18 protein-coding genes and 1 pseudogene are annotated in these 14,730 nt (G+C 69.2%); 13 read left to right on the top strand and 6 right to left on the bottom strand.

All coding sequences use genetic code 11. From position 1 onward, the window contains the following. Positions 1 to 103 precede the first annotated feature (103 nt). The 9 genes from ABZU76_RS18160 to ABZU76_RS18200 all read left to right on the top strand — a co-directional run bounded on the left by ABZU76_RS18160 (position 104) and on the right by ABZU76_RS18200 (position 8,982). Complete coding sequence (locus tag ABZU76_RS18160; protein WP_220240312.1) at positions 104 to 787, top strand: response regulator transcription factor; 684 nt, start codon at positions 104 to 106, stop codon at positions 785 to 787. Further along, positions 784 to 2,172, top strand: a complete 1,389-nt coding sequence (locus tag ABZU76_RS18165; RefSeq protein ID WP_354870667.1) for a HAMP domain-containing sensor histidine kinase — start codon at positions 784 to 786, stop codon at positions 2,170 to 2,172. Before ABZU76_RS18160 ends, ABZU76_RS18165 begins: the two co-directional genes overlap by 4 nt. 49 nt (positions 2,173 to 2,221) lie before the next feature. Next, positions 2,222 to 3,631 carry a ferredoxin reductase family protein gene (locus ABZU76_RS18170; protein WP_354870669.1) on the top strand — a complete coding sequence of 470 codons (1,410 nt, stop codon included), beginning with the start codon at positions 2,222 to 2,224 and terminating at the stop codon, positions 3,629 to 3,631. An 11-nt stretch (positions 3,632 to 3,642) separates the two neighbouring features. Next, positions 3,643 to 4,083: an FMN-binding protein gene (locus tag ABZU76_RS18175; protein ID WP_354870672.1), complete on the top strand. Its 441-nt coding sequence runs from the start codon at positions 3,643 to 3,645 to the stop codon at positions 4,081 to 4,083. Further along, positions 4,080 to 4,814, top strand: coding sequence for an FAD:protein FMN transferase (locus ABZU76_RS18180; protein WP_354870675.1), 735 nt, complete (start codon positions 4,080 to 4,082; stop codon positions 4,812 to 4,814). Before ABZU76_RS18175 ends, ABZU76_RS18180 begins: the two co-directional genes overlap by 4 nt. Positions 4,815 to 4,839: 25 nt before the next feature. Next, positions 4,840 to 5,388, top strand: coding sequence for a hypothetical protein (locus ABZU76_RS18185; protein ID WP_354870677.1), 549 nt, complete (start codon positions 4,840 to 4,842; stop codon positions 5,386 to 5,388). Between the two features lie 415 nt (positions 5,389 to 5,803). Then, a complete protein-coding gene (locus ABZU76_RS18190) occupies positions 5,804 to 6,352 on the top strand; it encodes a Clp protease N-terminal domain-containing protein (RefSeq protein ID WP_354870680.1) in 549 nt (182 codons plus the stop codon). 450 nt (positions 6,353 to 6,802) lie between these two features. After that, complete coding sequence (locus tag ABZU76_RS18195) at positions 6,803 to 7,525, top strand: GAF and ANTAR domain-containing protein (protein ID WP_354870683.1); 723 nt, start codon at positions 6,803 to 6,805, stop codon at positions 7,523 to 7,525. Continuing rightward, positions 7,522 to 8,982, top strand: a complete 1,461-nt coding sequence (locus ABZU76_RS18200; RefSeq protein WP_354870686.1) for a PP2C family protein-serine/threonine phosphatase — start codon at positions 7,522 to 7,524, stop codon at positions 8,980 to 8,982. The genes ABZU76_RS18195 and ABZU76_RS18200 overlap by 4 nt, the downstream gene beginning before the upstream one ends. Positions 8,983 to 9,439: 457 nt before the next feature. Here the strand turns inward: ABZU76_RS18200 and ABZU76_RS18205 are convergent, their stop codons facing one another. The 3 genes from ABZU76_RS18205 to ABZU76_RS18215 form a co-directional block, all read right to left on the bottom strand. Then, positions 9,440 to 9,919 (bottom strand): hemerythrin domain-containing protein, encoded by a 480-nt coding sequence (locus ABZU76_RS18205; protein ID WP_354870688.1) that lies wholly within the window; start codon positions 9,917 to 9,919, stop codon positions 9,440 to 9,442. Positions 9,920 to 10,008: 89 nt separating this feature from the next. Then, positions 10,009 to 10,389 carry an STAS domain-containing protein gene (locus tag ABZU76_RS18210; protein WP_354870691.1) on the bottom strand — a complete coding sequence of 127 codons (381 nt, stop codon included), beginning with the start codon at positions 10,387 to 10,389 and terminating at the stop codon, positions 10,009 to 10,011. 81 nt (positions 10,390 to 10,470) lie between these two features. Then, positions 10,471 to 11,013 carry a PP2C family protein-serine/threonine phosphatase gene (locus ABZU76_RS18215; protein ID WP_354870866.1) on the bottom strand — a complete coding sequence of 181 codons (543 nt, stop codon included), beginning with the start codon at positions 11,011 to 11,013 and terminating at the stop codon, positions 10,471 to 10,473. Between the two features lie 69 nt (positions 11,014 to 11,082). Between ABZU76_RS18215 and ABZU76_RS18220 the strand changes: the two are divergent. After that, positions 11,083 to 11,421 (top strand): annotated as a pseudogene (locus tag ABZU76_RS18220) (ferritin-like domain-containing protein); the annotation flags it as partial. Positions 11,422 to 11,651: 230 nt separating this feature from the next. Here ABZU76_RS18220 and ABZU76_RS18225 read toward each other — a convergent pair. Continuing rightward, a complete protein-coding gene (locus tag ABZU76_RS18225; RefSeq protein WP_354870694.1) occupies positions 11,652 to 11,996 on the bottom strand; it encodes a hypothetical protein in 345 nt (114 codons plus the stop codon). Between the two features lie 130 nt (positions 11,997 to 12,126). On the opposite strand from ABZU76_RS18225, the gene ABZU76_RS18230 reads away from it, so the two are divergent. Continuing rightward, positions 12,127 to 12,309, top strand: a complete 183-nt coding sequence (locus ABZU76_RS18230) for a DUF2795 domain-containing protein (protein WP_354870696.1) — start codon at positions 12,127 to 12,129, stop codon at positions 12,307 to 12,309. Positions 12,310 to 12,361: 52 nt separating this feature from the next. Here the strand turns inward: ABZU76_RS18230 and ABZU76_RS18235 are convergent, their stop codons facing one another. Then, positions 12,362 to 12,643, bottom strand: coding sequence for a hypothetical protein (locus tag ABZU76_RS18235; RefSeq protein WP_354870877.1), 282 nt, complete (start codon positions 12,641 to 12,643; stop codon positions 12,362 to 12,364). Between the two features lie 208 nt (positions 12,644 to 12,851). Here ABZU76_RS18235 and ABZU76_RS18240 point away from each other — a divergent pair, with 208 nt between their 5' ends. Continuing rightward, positions 12,852 to 13,118, top strand: a complete 267-nt coding sequence (locus ABZU76_RS18240) for a hypothetical protein (RefSeq protein WP_354870699.1) — start codon at positions 12,852 to 12,854, stop codon at positions 13,116 to 13,118. Positions 13,119 to 13,133: 15 nt separating this feature from the next. After that, positions 13,134 to 14,123 carry an iron-containing redox enzyme family protein gene (locus tag ABZU76_RS18245; RefSeq protein WP_354870868.1) on the top strand — a complete coding sequence of 330 codons (990 nt, stop codon included), beginning with the start codon at positions 13,134 to 13,136 and terminating at the stop codon, positions 14,121 to 14,123. Here the strand turns inward: ABZU76_RS18245 and ABZU76_RS18250 are convergent. Continuing rightward, the gene (locus ABZU76_RS18250) at positions 14,108 to 14,326 is read right to left on the bottom strand and encodes a CDGSH iron-sulfur domain-containing protein (protein ID WP_354870701.1); all 219 of its coding nucleotides are present in this window, start codon (positions 14,324 to 14,326) and stop codon (positions 14,108 to 14,110) included. The genes ABZU76_RS18245 and ABZU76_RS18250 overlap by 16 nt on opposite strands. Positions 14,327 to 14,730: the final 404 nt, after the last annotated feature.

The raw sequence follows: 14,730 nt of genomic DNA on the forward strand, positions 1-14,730 counted from the left end.
GCAGGTGTCAATGAACTGAAATTTACCGTCTTCTTACCTTTCATTCGCCCGCGCGGACCGTCAGCTCCGGCACCCCACGAAGCACCCGGGGCATGATGGCGGCATGCAGCCCCGCGTCCTGCTCGCCGACGACGACCGCGCCATCCGCGAGTCACTGCTACGCGCGCTGGAGCTGGAGAGCTACGAGGTCACGGAGGTGACCGACGGGGTCGCCGCGCTCGCCCTGGCGCGGCGGGATCGCTTCGACGTGCTGATCCTCGATGTGATGATGCCCGGCGTCGACGGGCTCGGCGTGTGTCGCGTGCTGCGCGCCGACGGTGACCCGACACCGATCCTGATGCTCACCGCCCGCGTCGAACCGCCCGACCGCGTCGCCGGGCTCGACGCGGGCGCGGACGACTACCTGGTCAAACCGTTCGATCTCGACGAGCTGCTCGCTCGCCTGCGGGCGCTGCTGCGGCGAACATCGCCCGACGCCACCGCGCCGCGGGTCCTGCGACTCGGCGCGCTGACCGTGGATCCGGCAGCACGACGGGTGCGGTGGCAGGACGTGGAGGTCGACCTGTCGAAGACCGAGTTCGACCTGCTGGAACTGCTGGTCCGCAACGCCGGGATCGTGCTCGACCGCACCACGATCTACCAGCGCATCTGGGGCTACGAGTTCGGCTCGGACTCGAAGAACCTGGCCGTCTACATCGGATACCTGCGCCGCAAGCTCGAGAAGGCCGGGGCGACCGACCTGATCCGGACCGTGCGCGGCGTCGGGTATTCGGTGCGGGTGTCGTGAACCTGCGCAGCAAGCTGGTCATCGCGTTCGCCGGGGTCGGCGCCGCCGCGAGCGTGCTGGTCGGCGTGTTCAGCTACCAGACGGCGTCGCAGCGGATCAGTGACGAGCTCGACCGCTCGCTGCTCACGACCTCGGCCGAGATCCAGGCCGGCGCGACGCAGGTGCTCGCGCCCAGCCCGTTCACCCGCGGCCCCCACGACAACGACCACGACGAGGCGCAGCCCATGGTCGCGCAGTCCATCGCTCCCGACGGCGAAATGCGGCGGATAGGCGGCCGCCCGGCGGTCTCCTACACCGTCGACGGCACCGACCGGGCACTGGCGGCGAACGGCCACCCGGGTGACCACGCCTACCGCGACCTGACCGTCGGCCCCGACGACTATCGCGTGATCACCGTCGCACTCGGCCAGGGCCGCGGGGCGATCCAGCTCGGCGTCGACGTCGACGAGTCCCGTCACGTCCTGACCTCACTCGCCACGCGGATCACACTGGTCAGCGCGGCGGTTCTCGCCGCCGCCGCGCTGGCCGGCTGGCTGCTGGCCCGCCAGATAACCCGCCGGCTCGTGCGGCTCACGGCCGTCACCGAGCAGGTGAGCGACGGCGGCCTCGTGCAGGCAGACGTCCCCGCCGACGGACGTGATGAGGTCGGCCGCCTGGCGACGTCCTTCGACCGCATGCTCGGCCGGCTCGCCGACGCCCGCGCCGACCAGGAACGGCTCGTTCAAGACGCCGCGCACGAGCTACGGACACCGTTGACGAGCCTGCGGACCAACGCGCAGGTGATGCGGCGCTTCGACGAGCTGTCCCCCGACTCCCGCACCCGGCTGCTCGACGACGTCGACGGCGAAACGCGCGAGCTGACGCACCTCATCACCGAGATCGTCGACCTCGCGACCCGACGGTATGACAGCGAAGACGCCGGACCGGTCGAGCTGGCCGTGGTCTCCGAACGCGCCGCCGAACGGGTGCGGCGCCGGTCCGGCCGAACGGTCGTGGTCGACGCCGATGACACCGTCGCGTCGGGTCAGGAGAGGCGGCTGGAACGCGCGGTGACGAACCTGCTGGAGAACGCGGTCAAGTTCGACGCCGGTGGAACCGAGCCGATCAAGCTGACCGTCCGAAGCGGACAGATCGAAGTCCTCGACCGCGGCCCGGGGATTCCTGAGCAGGACCTGCCGCACGTTTTCGACCGCTTCCACCGCGCGGACGCCGCCCGGGCGTTGCCGGGTTCCGGACTCGGACTGGCGATCGTGCGCGAAACGGCCGTTGCCCACCAAGGCGAAGTCCTCGCCCGTCCGCGCCCGGGTGGCGGGGCCGTCGTGGGGTTCACCGTCGGCGGTGATCGGCTCTTACCGTCTTCTCACCCGGATCACGCCGGGCACTAACCGGGCTCCGCAAGGGTGGTGACACCACGAACGCCACCAGGAGCACCCGATGTCCACCGTTCCCCTCTCGATCCGGCCCGGCGAGGCTCGCGCCCAGCGCCGCGCCCGCCCGGTCCGCCGGTGGTGGCGCGACGCCGCCGGTTTGGCGGCCTGGACGATAGTGCTGTTCGTGACGGCGCTGTGGGTCGCCGGCCACGGCGTGCAACAGCTGAACTCCGTCGCGTCCGGACTCACGTCGGCCGGGCGCCTGACCGGCCTGCTGTCGGCCGCCCTGTTGCTGCTGCAAGTGCTGCTCATGGCGCGGATCCCGTGGGTCGAGCGCAGCTACGGCCAGGACGCGCTGGCGCGCCGGCACCGGCTCACCGGGTTCACCTCGTTCGTGCTGCTGTGCCTGCACATCGTCCTGATCTCCCTCGGCTACGCCGCGACCGACCACACCGGACTGATCGCCGAAGTGTGGGACCTCGTGACGACGTACCCGGGCATGCTGCTGGCGACCGCGGGCACGGCCGCGCTTGTCCTGGTCGTCGTCACGTCGGTCCGGGCCGCGCGGCGCCGGTTGCGGTACGAGTCTTGGCACCTGCTGCACCTCTACGCCTACCTCGGTGTCGGCCTCGTCCTGCCGCACCAGCTGTGGACGGGCGCGGACTTCACCGCCTCGGCCGCGGCGACGATGTTCTGGTGGACCGCCTACGCCACCGCGGCCACCGCGGTGCTGGTGTTCCGGGTGGTGCTGCCGCTGACGTGCAGCCTGCGGCACAGGCTCGTGGTCGATCGCGTGGTGCGGGAAGGGAACGGGGTCGTCTCCGTCCACCTGCGCGGCCGCTGGCTCGACCGGCTGCCAGTGGTGGCCGGGCAGTTCTTTGTGTGGCGGTTCCGGCACGGCACCGGCTGGACGCGCGGCAAGCCGTTCTCCCTGTCCGCCGCCCCGGACGGTCACCGCCTCCGGATCACCGCTCGCGACCTCGGCCCCGGCAGCGCGCGACTCGCGAACCTCCCGGTCGGGACGCGGGTGTGGTTCGAAGGCCCCTACGGCACCGTCACCGGCGCGGTCCGAACCAGCCGCAAGATCACCATGTTCGCGTCCGGGATCGGCATCACGCCATTGCGCGCCTTGCTCGAAGAACTGCCCTACGAACCCGGCGAAGCCGTCCTCTTTTACCGGTTCTCCTCCCCCGCGCAGCCACTGTTCCACCACGAGCTCGAGCACCTCGCGCGGACCCGAGGCGTGCGGATCCACTATCTGCCGGGCCACCGCGCCCGCGACCGCGTCTCGTGGCTGCCCGCGGGCTACGCGCCCGTGCCCGACCGCACTGTGCTGCGGCACTTCGTCCCTGACATCGCCGAGCACGACGTGTACGTCTGCGGCCCCACCGCGTGGGCAAGCGCCGCAATCGAGTGCGCCTCGCAGTGCGGAGTTGCACGGCAGCGGATCCACTTCGAACACTTCGCCTGGTAGGAGCTCCCGACATGCGAAGAATCGCCATCGCCATCGCGGCCACCGTCTCGATCGTCGTACTGCTGTTCAGCTACCGCACGAGCACGAACCAGGACCCGGTCGCCGCACCCGCACAGGTGCCCGGCGTCGTCCGGTCGCCGTCGGCACCGCCGACCGCCTCCGGAACCGGGTCGGGTGGTGGCACGTTCACCGGCCAAGCCGCCGACACCCCGTACGGACCGGTCCAGGTCGAGATCACCGTGTCCGGCGGACGGATTACGGCCGCACGCGTCGTGCAGGTGCCACAGGAGTCCGGCCGCGACGTGCGCATCAACTCCGCCGCCGTGCCCGTGCTCAACCAGGAGACGCTCCAGGCGCAGAACGCCGAGATCGACACCGTCAGCGGCGCCACCTACACGTCGGAGGGCTACATCCAGTCCCTGCAGTCCGCGATCGACGCCGCGCACCGATGACCTTGCCAGACCGGCGCGCGTGGACGCGGGTGATCATGGGGATGCCGATCAGCCTGCACCTGCGAGGCCCCGGCGTCCGAACCAACGCAGCGGCGGAATCCGTTGTCGCGGAAGTGTTCTCGTACCTGCGCACGATCGACCGGCTGTTCAGCCTGCACCGGCCCGGGAGCGAGGTGAACCGCCTCCGCCGAGGCGAACTTCCACCCGGCGATCGGCATCCGTGGGTTCGCGAAGTCGCTCGGCTGTGCGTCGAAGCCCGTGAGCGCACCGACGGCTGGTTCGACGCCGACCTCCCCGGCGGGTACGACCCGTCCGGACTGGTCAAGGGCTGGGCCGCCCAGACCGCAGCCGCTCTGCTCGACCGGATGCCGGACCACGACTACTGCCTCAACGCGGGCGGCGACGTCGTGGTCGCCGTGCGCGTCCCGGAATCGGCGGCGTGGCGGGTCGGCGTCGAAGACCCCCGCGACCGCGGCCGCCTGCTGGCCGTGCGAACCGTGCGCGAGGGCGGCGTGGCCACGTCCGGCACGGCGGCCCGCGGACACCACATCGTCGATCCCCGCACTGGCACCCCTACGCAGGCCCTGATGTCCGCGACGGTCGTCGGCCCGAGTCTGCTGTGGGCCGACGTCTACGCCACCGCCGCCGTCGCCCGCGGCGGGAACGTCGAACGCTGGGTGCGCGCCCGAGCTCCCGACTACGAAGCCTGCGCCGTCGTCCGCTGTCCCTGAACACCGTCACCGCTCGAAGGAACCGATGACCACACTCAACGGTCTGCCCGCTCACATCCTGCTCGTACACGCGATCGTCGTGCTGCTCCCCCTCGCCGCGCTGCTCCTCGTCCTGTGCGCGCTGTGGCCCGCGGCGCGACGCAAGCTGGCCGGCCCCAACGCAGTGCTCGCCGTCCTCGTGCTGATCCTCGTCCCGATCACCACCGACGCCGGCGAATGGCTTGAGCGACGCGTGCCCACCACGCCACTCGTGCGCGCACACACCGAACTCGGCGACACCGCCGTCTACGCGGCCATCGCCGTCGCCGCGCTCGCCCTCGTGATCTGGTGGCGCCACCGCGAAAGCACCTACCCGGAAGACAACAGCCCCAAGCGCGTGCTGCGACTGCCGGTCCCCCGCCGGACCTTCCTCGCTCCCCGCTCGACGCCGGTCACCACCGTCATCGCGGTCGCGGCGATCCTGATCGCCGGCGCCGCCGCTTACGACATCTACCGCATCGGCGACTCCGGTGCGCAAGCCAGCTGGCAAGGTCAATTCTCCGCCGCACCCGCACCGCGCAGCGGCCACCGGTGACCACCGCCGTCACGCACTCTCTTCGCGGCTCCAGCGCCTCCTAGCCGGCACGACGAACCGGCCGGCGAGGCCGGACTGCGGAAACCGAAATCCCGCGACGATTGAGGGCCACGGCAGGGTACTCACAAGGACGATGCAGCCCAGGAAGCCGACGACATGTCCAATTGTTCGCCCGCGCGTCAGCAAAACGGCTCGTTGCTTGGTGAGCCACACGCAGTGGCGTGTTGGAAGGCCGCGTTCTGCGCGGATGCGGAGCGGATGCGTCGGGCGTAGTCCGCGACCCCAGCACTTCGCCCAGCGCGAATGCGTAGAAGCCCCGCATTACTGCCAGCTGATGGTTTACGGTCCGTGGCGCGCGCCCGGCCGTCGGGTTCGGTTTCCTCCAGCCCTTCGGAGCTGCGATACACTGATCGGGTTGACGGGGAAATCCGCACGGCCTCATCTGCAGGAGTCGAATGTCATGTTCGAGCGATTCAGCACAGCTGCCACACAGGTTGTGTCGGTAGCACAGCGGGAAGCTGACGTCGCCGGTGCGGAAACCGTGAACATGATCCATCTGCTGCGCGGTTTACTCGCCGCAGACGGCTGTGGCCGGCGGATTTTGGAAACGGTCGGCGTTGATCGTGAATTACTCGATGCACGTTCCCCCTCCGGCGGAACTGGTGGCAACAATGATGTTCATGCCGGCTTCTCAGCGCCCGCAAAAGATGTCCTAAAACAGTCTTGGCGCAAGGCCACCAGCGGGGCGGGATTGGCCGTGGGAACCGACCACATCACCCAAGCGTTCATGGACAATGAGGTTGGCAGGAGGTCATTCTCCTCGCTATCGATTGATATCGGCGCCCTCGCCAGGGCACTCAGTCATGCGGAGCCGACAGGCGGAGATCGAGAACTTCCGAGGCGGGACGAAAGCGACAGTCGACAGCCCGCCTCGAAAGTTGACCGAGAACTGCGGTACCACTGAGACCCGAGGGGCCGCTACGCGTCGCCTCGGGTCCAGCGGTCCGCATCTGGAGCAGCTTTCAGCAGCTGACAGAGTCTTCTTCGTCGTACGCGCTTGCCTGGTATCCCTCTCCGAGCATCTCGACATAGCCGTTCGTCGTCGTCTGGAAATCGTGCGCGCCGCTTCCCGCGCAATTCCAGTCGTACACAAAGGTGAGCCGGCTCCCCCGTCCAAAACAGGCTCCGCATCGGGAAGCACATCGTCGATCGCGCTCAGCTGGACCCACCGGAAGGTCGTGTCGTCCTCGATCTTCGAGCCGCGCGTCCCGGTGGCCCGGCATCGCCAGGGTCAGCCGACAAAGTGATGACGCGCCTACCCGGCTTCATTTTCTCGTGCCGGCGCGGCCGATTGGACGCGACCCTGGCAGGGTAGCCGCCTCGGCAACGCCGTATTACGGAGAAGAAGGACCCGATGAAGCCCGAGCTGCCCTTGGCCGACGAGCTCGCCGGCGTGTTCGCCAGACTGTCCGGCCTACTGCTCACCGCCGAGACCGTTCAGTCGGTGTTGAGGCTGATCACCGCAGCGTCGCGGGAGGTGTTCCCTTCCGCCGTCGGGGCGGGGGTGACGATCGCCGGGGACCAGGGCACGCCGGTGACCTGGGCGGCCACTGGCAAAGAGGTCGAACGAGCGGACCGCCTGCAGTACGAGCTGGGGTCGGGGCCGTGTCTGACGGCGTGGCAGGAGAGGTCGGTGATCGACGTCCGCGACCTGCGCGACGAGGACCGCTGGCCGGGTTGGACCGCTTCGGCGGTGGACCTCGGTCTGCGGTCCGTGCTGAGCGCTCCCATGGTCACGGGCTGCCGGAGCTTCGGCGCCCTCAAGGTCTACGCTGGTCGGCCGCACGCATTCGAGGAGCGGGATCGGATGCTGCTCACCCTGTTCGCGGCACAAGCCGCGGTGCTGGTGGCGAACGTGCAGGCGGCCGATGCCGCCGGGCGGCTCAGCACCCAGCTGCGGTCGGCGCTGCGAGCCCGGGACGTCGTCAGCATGGCCGTGGGAGTCGTGATGGGGCGCGACCACGTGCCCGAGGAGATGGCCTTTCTCCTGCTGGCGGACGACGCATCGCGAGCCCACACGCCGCTGCAGGAAACCGCCGAGGCAGTGGTGGGCTCAGCCGTGCGGCCACGCCGATGAGCGCGCCCGATCGGGGTGGGCAGCAACGCGAGATCCTCCTGGCCTACCGGCACGCGGACCTGACAGCGGAACAGCTCTGGACCCGTTACTTCGCACTACGCGGCAGCCACGGCCTGATGGCGGTCGAGGCGTACCTGGACGGTGTCGCGGAGCTGCCACGGCACCAGTGCGACCTGCTGGCCCAGGCGGTCAACGAGCGCCTCGACGAGATTTCCTGGACCCGCCGTGCCCCCTACAGCCGAACCCTCCGCCCCAGCCGGCCGCGCGATGATTCGCTGGCCGCGTTGGTGCACTTGCTCGAAGGTACGGAGCTGGCGCCGCCCGAACGGCTCGCCCACCTCGTCGAGGCCGCGGGCAGGCTGATCGGCGTCGGGTTCAGCGCCTACCTCGTCGACTACGCCCAGCAGTACCTGCACCCGCTGTCCGCCTCCGGAGATCCCGGACCGCCAATGCCGATCGACAGCACGCTGGCCGGGCGCGCTTTCCGCAGTCTCGAGGTGCTGCCCGCGGATTCGGCCGGATCGCGGTGCCTGTGGGTGCCGCTCGTCGACGGTGTCGAGCGGATCGGCGTCCTGCGGGCCGATGTCGCCGACGAGGACACGCTCCAGGACCCCGGCCTGCGTGCGCAGTGCCGGTGGACGGCTTTGCTCATCGGGCACCTCGTGGTGCTGATGACGCAGTACGGCGACGGGCTGGACGCGGTGCGCCGGCGCAGGGGCCGGACGGTTCCGGGCGAGCTGATCTGGTCCTTGCTGCCGCCGCTGACCGCGGGCGTGGACGGTTTCGTCGTCACCGGTGTGCTGGAGCCGCGGCACGCCGTCGCCGGAGACGCCTTCGACTACTCGCTCTCGGACACCACCGCTCTGCTGTTCATCGTCGACGCCGTCGGGCACGACCTGCGCAGCGGCCACATCGCCGCCACCGCGCTGGCCACCCACCGCAGCGCCCGCCGCGCCGGCTACGGACTCTTCGAGCAGGCCCGCCAGATCGACGAAACGATCGACGCGGCGTTCGGCAACGCCCTATTCGCCACGGCCGTGTTCGTCGAGGTCGATCTCGCGACCGGGAGGATGCGGTACATCAACGCGGGTCACCCGGAACCGCTGCTCATGCGCGGCGGCAGGGTCGTCAAGCAGCTGACCGGCGGTAGGCGCGCCGCGCTGGGGCTGGGCTCCGGCGAGCTGGTGGTCGGAGAGGAACAGCTGCAGCCCGACGACTGGCTGGTCCTGTACACCGACGGCATCACCGAGGCCCGAAACGGCGAAGGCGAGTTCTTCGGAGAGGCGCGGCTGGCGGACTTCCTGCGACGCGAAGCGTCCGCCGGGTACCCGCCGCCCGAGACCGTGCGGCGGCTGATCCAGGCCGTGCTCACCCATCACGACGGCTCATTGCAGGACGACGCCACTGTCCTGCTCGCGCGGTGGACCGACCCACGCGACCTCATTCCAAAAGGGTGACGTCCCCACCGGATGAAAGAAGTTCCAAGCGGATGCGCCCCGCGAAGCACCTGATCCACACCGAGGACGGCGAGGCTGGGGAACGCAACGCCCACGGCCGGCGCCGCCGGAGCGAACGCATCGGCAACCACGCGGTTTCGGTTGCCCGGCAGCTTGAGTTCGCCGCGAACGGCTCTGTGCCCGTTTGCCGTTATCGCCGGCTCGAAAATCACCGAGTGGTGCCAGGCCAGCTAACCTCGGATCGGCCCGGGATCAGCGACCCAATGCGTTCCGCAGCTCCTTCTTCGTCATGTTCGACCAGCCTTGATGTTGCATTTTTCGCCGCGTTGCAGAGCTGATCCAAGGTAGGCCCGCCAGGCGATGATCAGCGCTCCGCCCAGTCGGGCCGGACCGCGGTCAGGCGCCGGGTGCCCGCTCGAGCCGAACCCCAACCCCGGTCCGCCGACGACGACCTGGCTCAGGCAGTCGCGCTGCTCAGCTTCAGCGGGTCCTTCGGCGCCCGCGCCCGCGCGTCCAGCATCTGTTGGCCGAGCTCCTGCAGGCGCTTGCGCCCCATCGCCGCGCGCACCTGCGGGAACCAATCATCCTCCTCCTCATCCACGTGGTGGCGGACGTTCTCCGTCAGCACCGTGACCTTCGCGTCGAACGTCTCGTCCGTGGCAGCGAGGCCCGTGAGCTCCGAAAGCATCCACACCACCACGTGGTGCTCCTCAACGCTTTCCAGCACGTGGTCCTTCGTCTCGGGCACGGCCTCACGAGCGGCCGAATAGAAGATCTCTTCCTCGATATAGGCGTGGATCGTCAGTTCCTCGATGATCGAGTCGGCGATCCGGCGCTTCTCCTCGTAGGCCTTCTCCCCCGCCTTCTCGAACCGCTTGAACAAGCCCTCCACCGTCTTGTGGTCCTTTTTCAGCAGCACGATCGCGTCCGTGGACACAGGCCCTCCTCGGTCCGGCTCCGTCCGGCAGCCGCCGGCTCACGCCGGAATACCCCGGCCAACGGCGTGGAAACCTGCCGAGGAACTGATCAACCGGCAGGCGTGACAGCGTGGACAGCCGAGGCGACATCGCCGTGCACCGTCAACTCCTCGCTGAGCCCCAGCAGATCCAGGATGCGCACAACATGCCGGTTGCCGCTCGCGATGGCGACCGAGGTGTTCTCACGGGCGGCGCGGCGGCGAAGCAATACCAGGCTGGCGATGCCGCTCGAACCCAGGAAGTCCACAGCGGACATGTCGACGACGAGCGCCGGGCCGGAGGCTTGGAGGCCCGAGTCCAACGCGGTGTCGAACTCCTCCGCGGTGGCGAGGTCGACGTCGCCGCGAACCCGGACGATCGTGACGAGACCGTCGGTGTAGGTTTCCGCCTCGAACGGCGGTCTGGGGAAACCGGCGGGCGGGGTGTTCATGTTCGTCTCCTTCGGCAGGTGGCCGACGTTGGCCGCCGGAGTAGGCGTCTCAGTTTATCCAGGAAGCCGGGGACGTGCAGATCACCGGCGGCGGAAGGCCAGCAACGCGATGTCGTCCTGGGCGTTGCGGCCGAAGCGTTCGAGCAGGTCGTCGCACAGCTCGTCGAGGTCGGTGTCCTGGGTGACGGCCGTGGCGAGGGAGGCCATGCCGTCGTCGACGGTTTCGCCGCGGCGCTCGATGAGGCCGTCGGTGACCAGGAGCACCAGTGCGCCGGGTTCGAGGTGCCATGAGGTCGCGGCGGGCCGGTCGAGGCCGATGCCCAGGACCGGGCCGCGGACGTCGAGGTAGCGGACGCCGCGCGCGTCGGCGGTCAACGGCGGGATGTGCCCGGCCGAGGCGATCTCGACGGCTCCGCTCTCCGGATCGACGAGGATCAGACACATCGTGGTGAGGTCGCGCGGGTGGAAGCGCTGCAGCATCGCGTCGAGGCGGTCGAGGATGCCCACGAGGTCGTGGCCCTCGACGGCGTAGGCGCGCAGCGCGTGCCGCACACGTCCGGCGCGGGTACGGCCGTTTTGCGGTGCCGGGTCGGAAGGAGATCGTCTGTGTTTGGCAAACGCCATGCCGCCTCCATGATCGCCCGGAGCGCGGAGAATCCCCAGGATCGGCGGAAGTTCCTCCGGGCGGCGGGCATGACCGGGCTCGGTGTCGTCGGCGTCGGGGCGCTCGGGGGCCTCGGCCTGGCGAGCCGCGCTACCGCGGCGACGCGGCGGTCCGCGCCGGTGGCCGAAGCCGACGCCGAGGTGAGTGACGGGGCGGTGCTGAACTTCGCCCTCAACCTCGAATACCTCGAACCCGAGTTCTGCCTGCACGCCGTGACCGGCAAGGGCCTGGCCGACTCCATGACCAGCGGCACCGGCACCCGCGCGCTGGGCTCGGCCGCGGTCAGCCGGCCCGCGATCGACCTGCAGTCCAGCTTCACCGCGGCCGCGCAGGCGGCCGGGATCGTGAAGCCCGGGCACACGTTCGACGCCTTCGCGTGCGAAGAGAACTTCCTGCTCGCCGGGTACCTGTTCGAAGACGTCGTGGCCGAGGATCGCGCCCGCGACCATCCCAGGCATCGTGCCGCGGACCATGTGCAGGTCGGTGCCGCAGATCGCGCTGCGGGTGATGCGCACGGTCGCGTCGGCAGGTTCGAGGATCTTCGGATCCGGTACGTCGTAGAGCCGGAGGTCGCCGACGCCGTGCCCCACAACTGCCGTCACGATCGTTCGTCCTGATCTTCTCGTCCCGGCGGCCTACTCGCTCGGGCACCCCCGAAGCGCACGGTGTGAAGCGGCACGAGCGCGCACCCGCCGAGGAAGCCCGCGAACGCGAGCGCTCCGCGCCCGGCGAACACTCCGGTCAGGGCGGTGAGCACTGCCGTGCCCTCGGCGGAGATGAGCACCGCCTGCCAGCTGATGCGTTCGAACGCGCCGCGGAGGGCAAAAGCGCGTGCGGTGAAGGACTGCGGGTGCAGGTCGGCTTCGATGTCCAGCAGGGTGCGATGATCTTGTTCGTTCAGCCGACGGCGGGGGTGAGATCGGGCAGACTGTGGTCTGCACATCCTGCCGCTACCGCCGCCGCACCGACAACGAGCGGTAGTCCACATCGGACCAAATGGACGCGTGTTTACTCGGCGCGTCCGGGGGAATTCCTGGGCGGTACAACTGCGCCAGCCACGAGGAGGAGCCCCTGTGCCCGATGTCCGCGACTACCTGACCGACGTCGAATACCCCTGCGGACGCGACGAACTGCTCCGTTGCGCCACCGCCCACGGAGCCGGTAACCAGATCATCGGCCACCTGGGCACGCTGCCCGAGCAGGAGTACACCGACGTCGACGCCGTCCACAAGCTCCTCGGCCACGAATCGCCGTGAGCTCAACCAGGGATGGCGGGGCACTCGAGGACCTCGATCGAGTACACCGGCATCACGGTGAGATGAGGGTGATCAGCGGGAGCCGCGCGGCGTCATCGGCTGACGCAGCCTCCACGATCGCGGATGCGGTCTTCGAATCGGTGAAGTCTTCGACGCCCCTGGTCGTCACGAGCTTCTTGCGAACCAACGGCGCATCGGGATCTACCGGCGCCTGCGCATTCTTCTGAGCCCAAACCGCCCACACGTTCATGAACTCGCTCCGATGCTGTTCGGTGATCTCCGCCTTGTCGGCGTCGTCGGCCGCGCCATTCAGGATCGCGAGATACCTGCCCATGGACGGAACGTAGTAGCCGGGGCACACCGCGGGGCCCGCGATGAACGGGACGACGGCCGGGTTGGCCGGGGCGCGGCCGTCGAGCCAGATGTCCGGGGTGAAGCGGTCCGCGTCAGGGCAGGTCGGGGTGCGGCGGCCACGTGCACGTCGGCGTCGCCGACCCCGACACGGCCGTCGCGTTGTCAACCATCTCGCACCCTGGCCGCCCGTGCTGCTGGCGCTGTCGCCAACTCGCCGTTCGCTGACAGCCCCGGCCGCGGATCTCGTCCGCGAGCTGATCGGGCACGTGGCCGACGCACTCGAGCACGCAGCCGACCGAGCCTCCGCCGAGGTACACGCGCTCGCCCTCCTCGCGGACGGCACGGGCTCGGTCGCGCAGCGTGCCGCCGCCACCGCCGGGCTGCCCGTTGTACTCCGCCTGCTCGCCGAGCGGACCGTGCCGGCCACCGGGCATGAAGCCGCCGCCGCGGGGTAACCGGAGGCCATGACGATGCTGCCCTCGCTCGTACTGCCCGCCACCCGCGGCCCGCTTTCCGCCACGGTCGCCGCGGCGCTGTCCGCTCCGCCGACTGGGCGGCCGTTGATGCTCGACGTTCTCGCGGACGCCCAGCCGTTCGGCAACGACCTGCAACTCGCGCTGCACCTCTGCTACGAACAGCACTACCAGGGAACGCCGGGCGTTGACGAGACGTGGGAGTGGGATCCGAACCTGCTGCGGGCCCGCGCGGCACTGGAGCAACGGTTCCTGACCGGCCTGCGGGGCGCGGTACCCGGTGGCCACGACGTCGCCGCCGAGTTCGCGGCCCTGCTCGTCGAGCCGATCGACGGCTCCGGCGTTTCCCACTTCCTTCGAGACGAAGGAAAATGGTGGCACGTGCGGGAGGTCTTCGCCCACCGCTCGGTCTACCACCTCAAGGAAGGCGACCCCCACGCGTGGGTCATTCCGAGATTGCGCGGCCGGGCCAAGGCCGCACTCGTGGCCGTCGAGTTCGACGAGTTCGGCGGCGGCCGGGCGGAATCCGCCCATTCGCGCTTGTTCGCCGACCTCTTGCGCGGCGCCGAGTTGCCGGACGGCTACCTCGCTCTGCTGGAGCACGTGCCCGCACCGATGATCGCGATCGTCAACATGATGTCGCTGTTCGGTCTGCACCGTTCTCTGCGGGGAGCCCTCGTCGGTCATTTCGCCGCGACCGAGGTGACCACGGGACCGTCAGCGCACCGGATGGTGCAAGCGCTGACCCGGCTGGGTGCCGCCGAGGCGTGCAAGCTCTTCTACACCGAGCACATCGAGGCCGACGCCGTCCACGAGCAGGTGATGCGCCACGACGTCGTCGGTGAGCTGCTCATCCAGGAACCCGAGCTCGCAGCCGACGTCGTGTTCGGCATCCAGGCGACCAACCTCCTCGAAGAGCGCCTCAGCGAGCACCTCCTGGCTTGCTGGCGCGCCGGGCGTTCTTCGCTGCGTCAACCGTTGTCCTGATTCCTGACCCGCTTGCGGTGGCTCGTGTCACACAGCGGGAACCGCTTGCTACGCCGGCACGTGCACACCGCGACGACGAAGCGGTCCGAGCGCACGACGTCCCCGTCCGGCGTCTGCAGTTCGATCGGCCCGTCCACCAGCAGCGGGCCGCCCGGCACGAGCCAGGCCCGGCGGTAGCCACCTTCCTCGGCAACGCTCCTCATCACGCCCTCCTCGTCGTTCGGGATCCTCGCCGTTTACCCGCCGCCCGGCCGGGCAAACGTGACGTTGCCGGCCGGGAATCCGAAATTTGGCCGGCCGAAGTCGCCGGACCCGGGAGCGGTGAAAAACCGATGGCCGGACCGAACAGCCGATTTCAGTGCCACAGCGGCGACGGGTAGTAACGCTCCTCAGCGGGGTCAGTCCGCCGAACCCGTCTTACCTCTCCGCAACGATCACTGCATTTATCGATCACTCGCAGGTGAAATATGCTTTCAACAAAAGCTACCTGTCAGTAAGCAGGCGAAATCGCTGGAACCGATTTCGTGATTCTTTCTCCCCATCACCGCACAATGAAGAAATGTATTTTCCATTTTCTCGCGTTTTCACGCGGAACGTTGCGGGTAGC

Source organism: Amycolatopsis sp. NPDC005232 (genome assembly GCF_040607795.1).
GTDB lineage: Bacteria > Actinomycetota > Actinomycetes > Mycobacteriales > Pseudonocardiaceae > Amycolatopsis.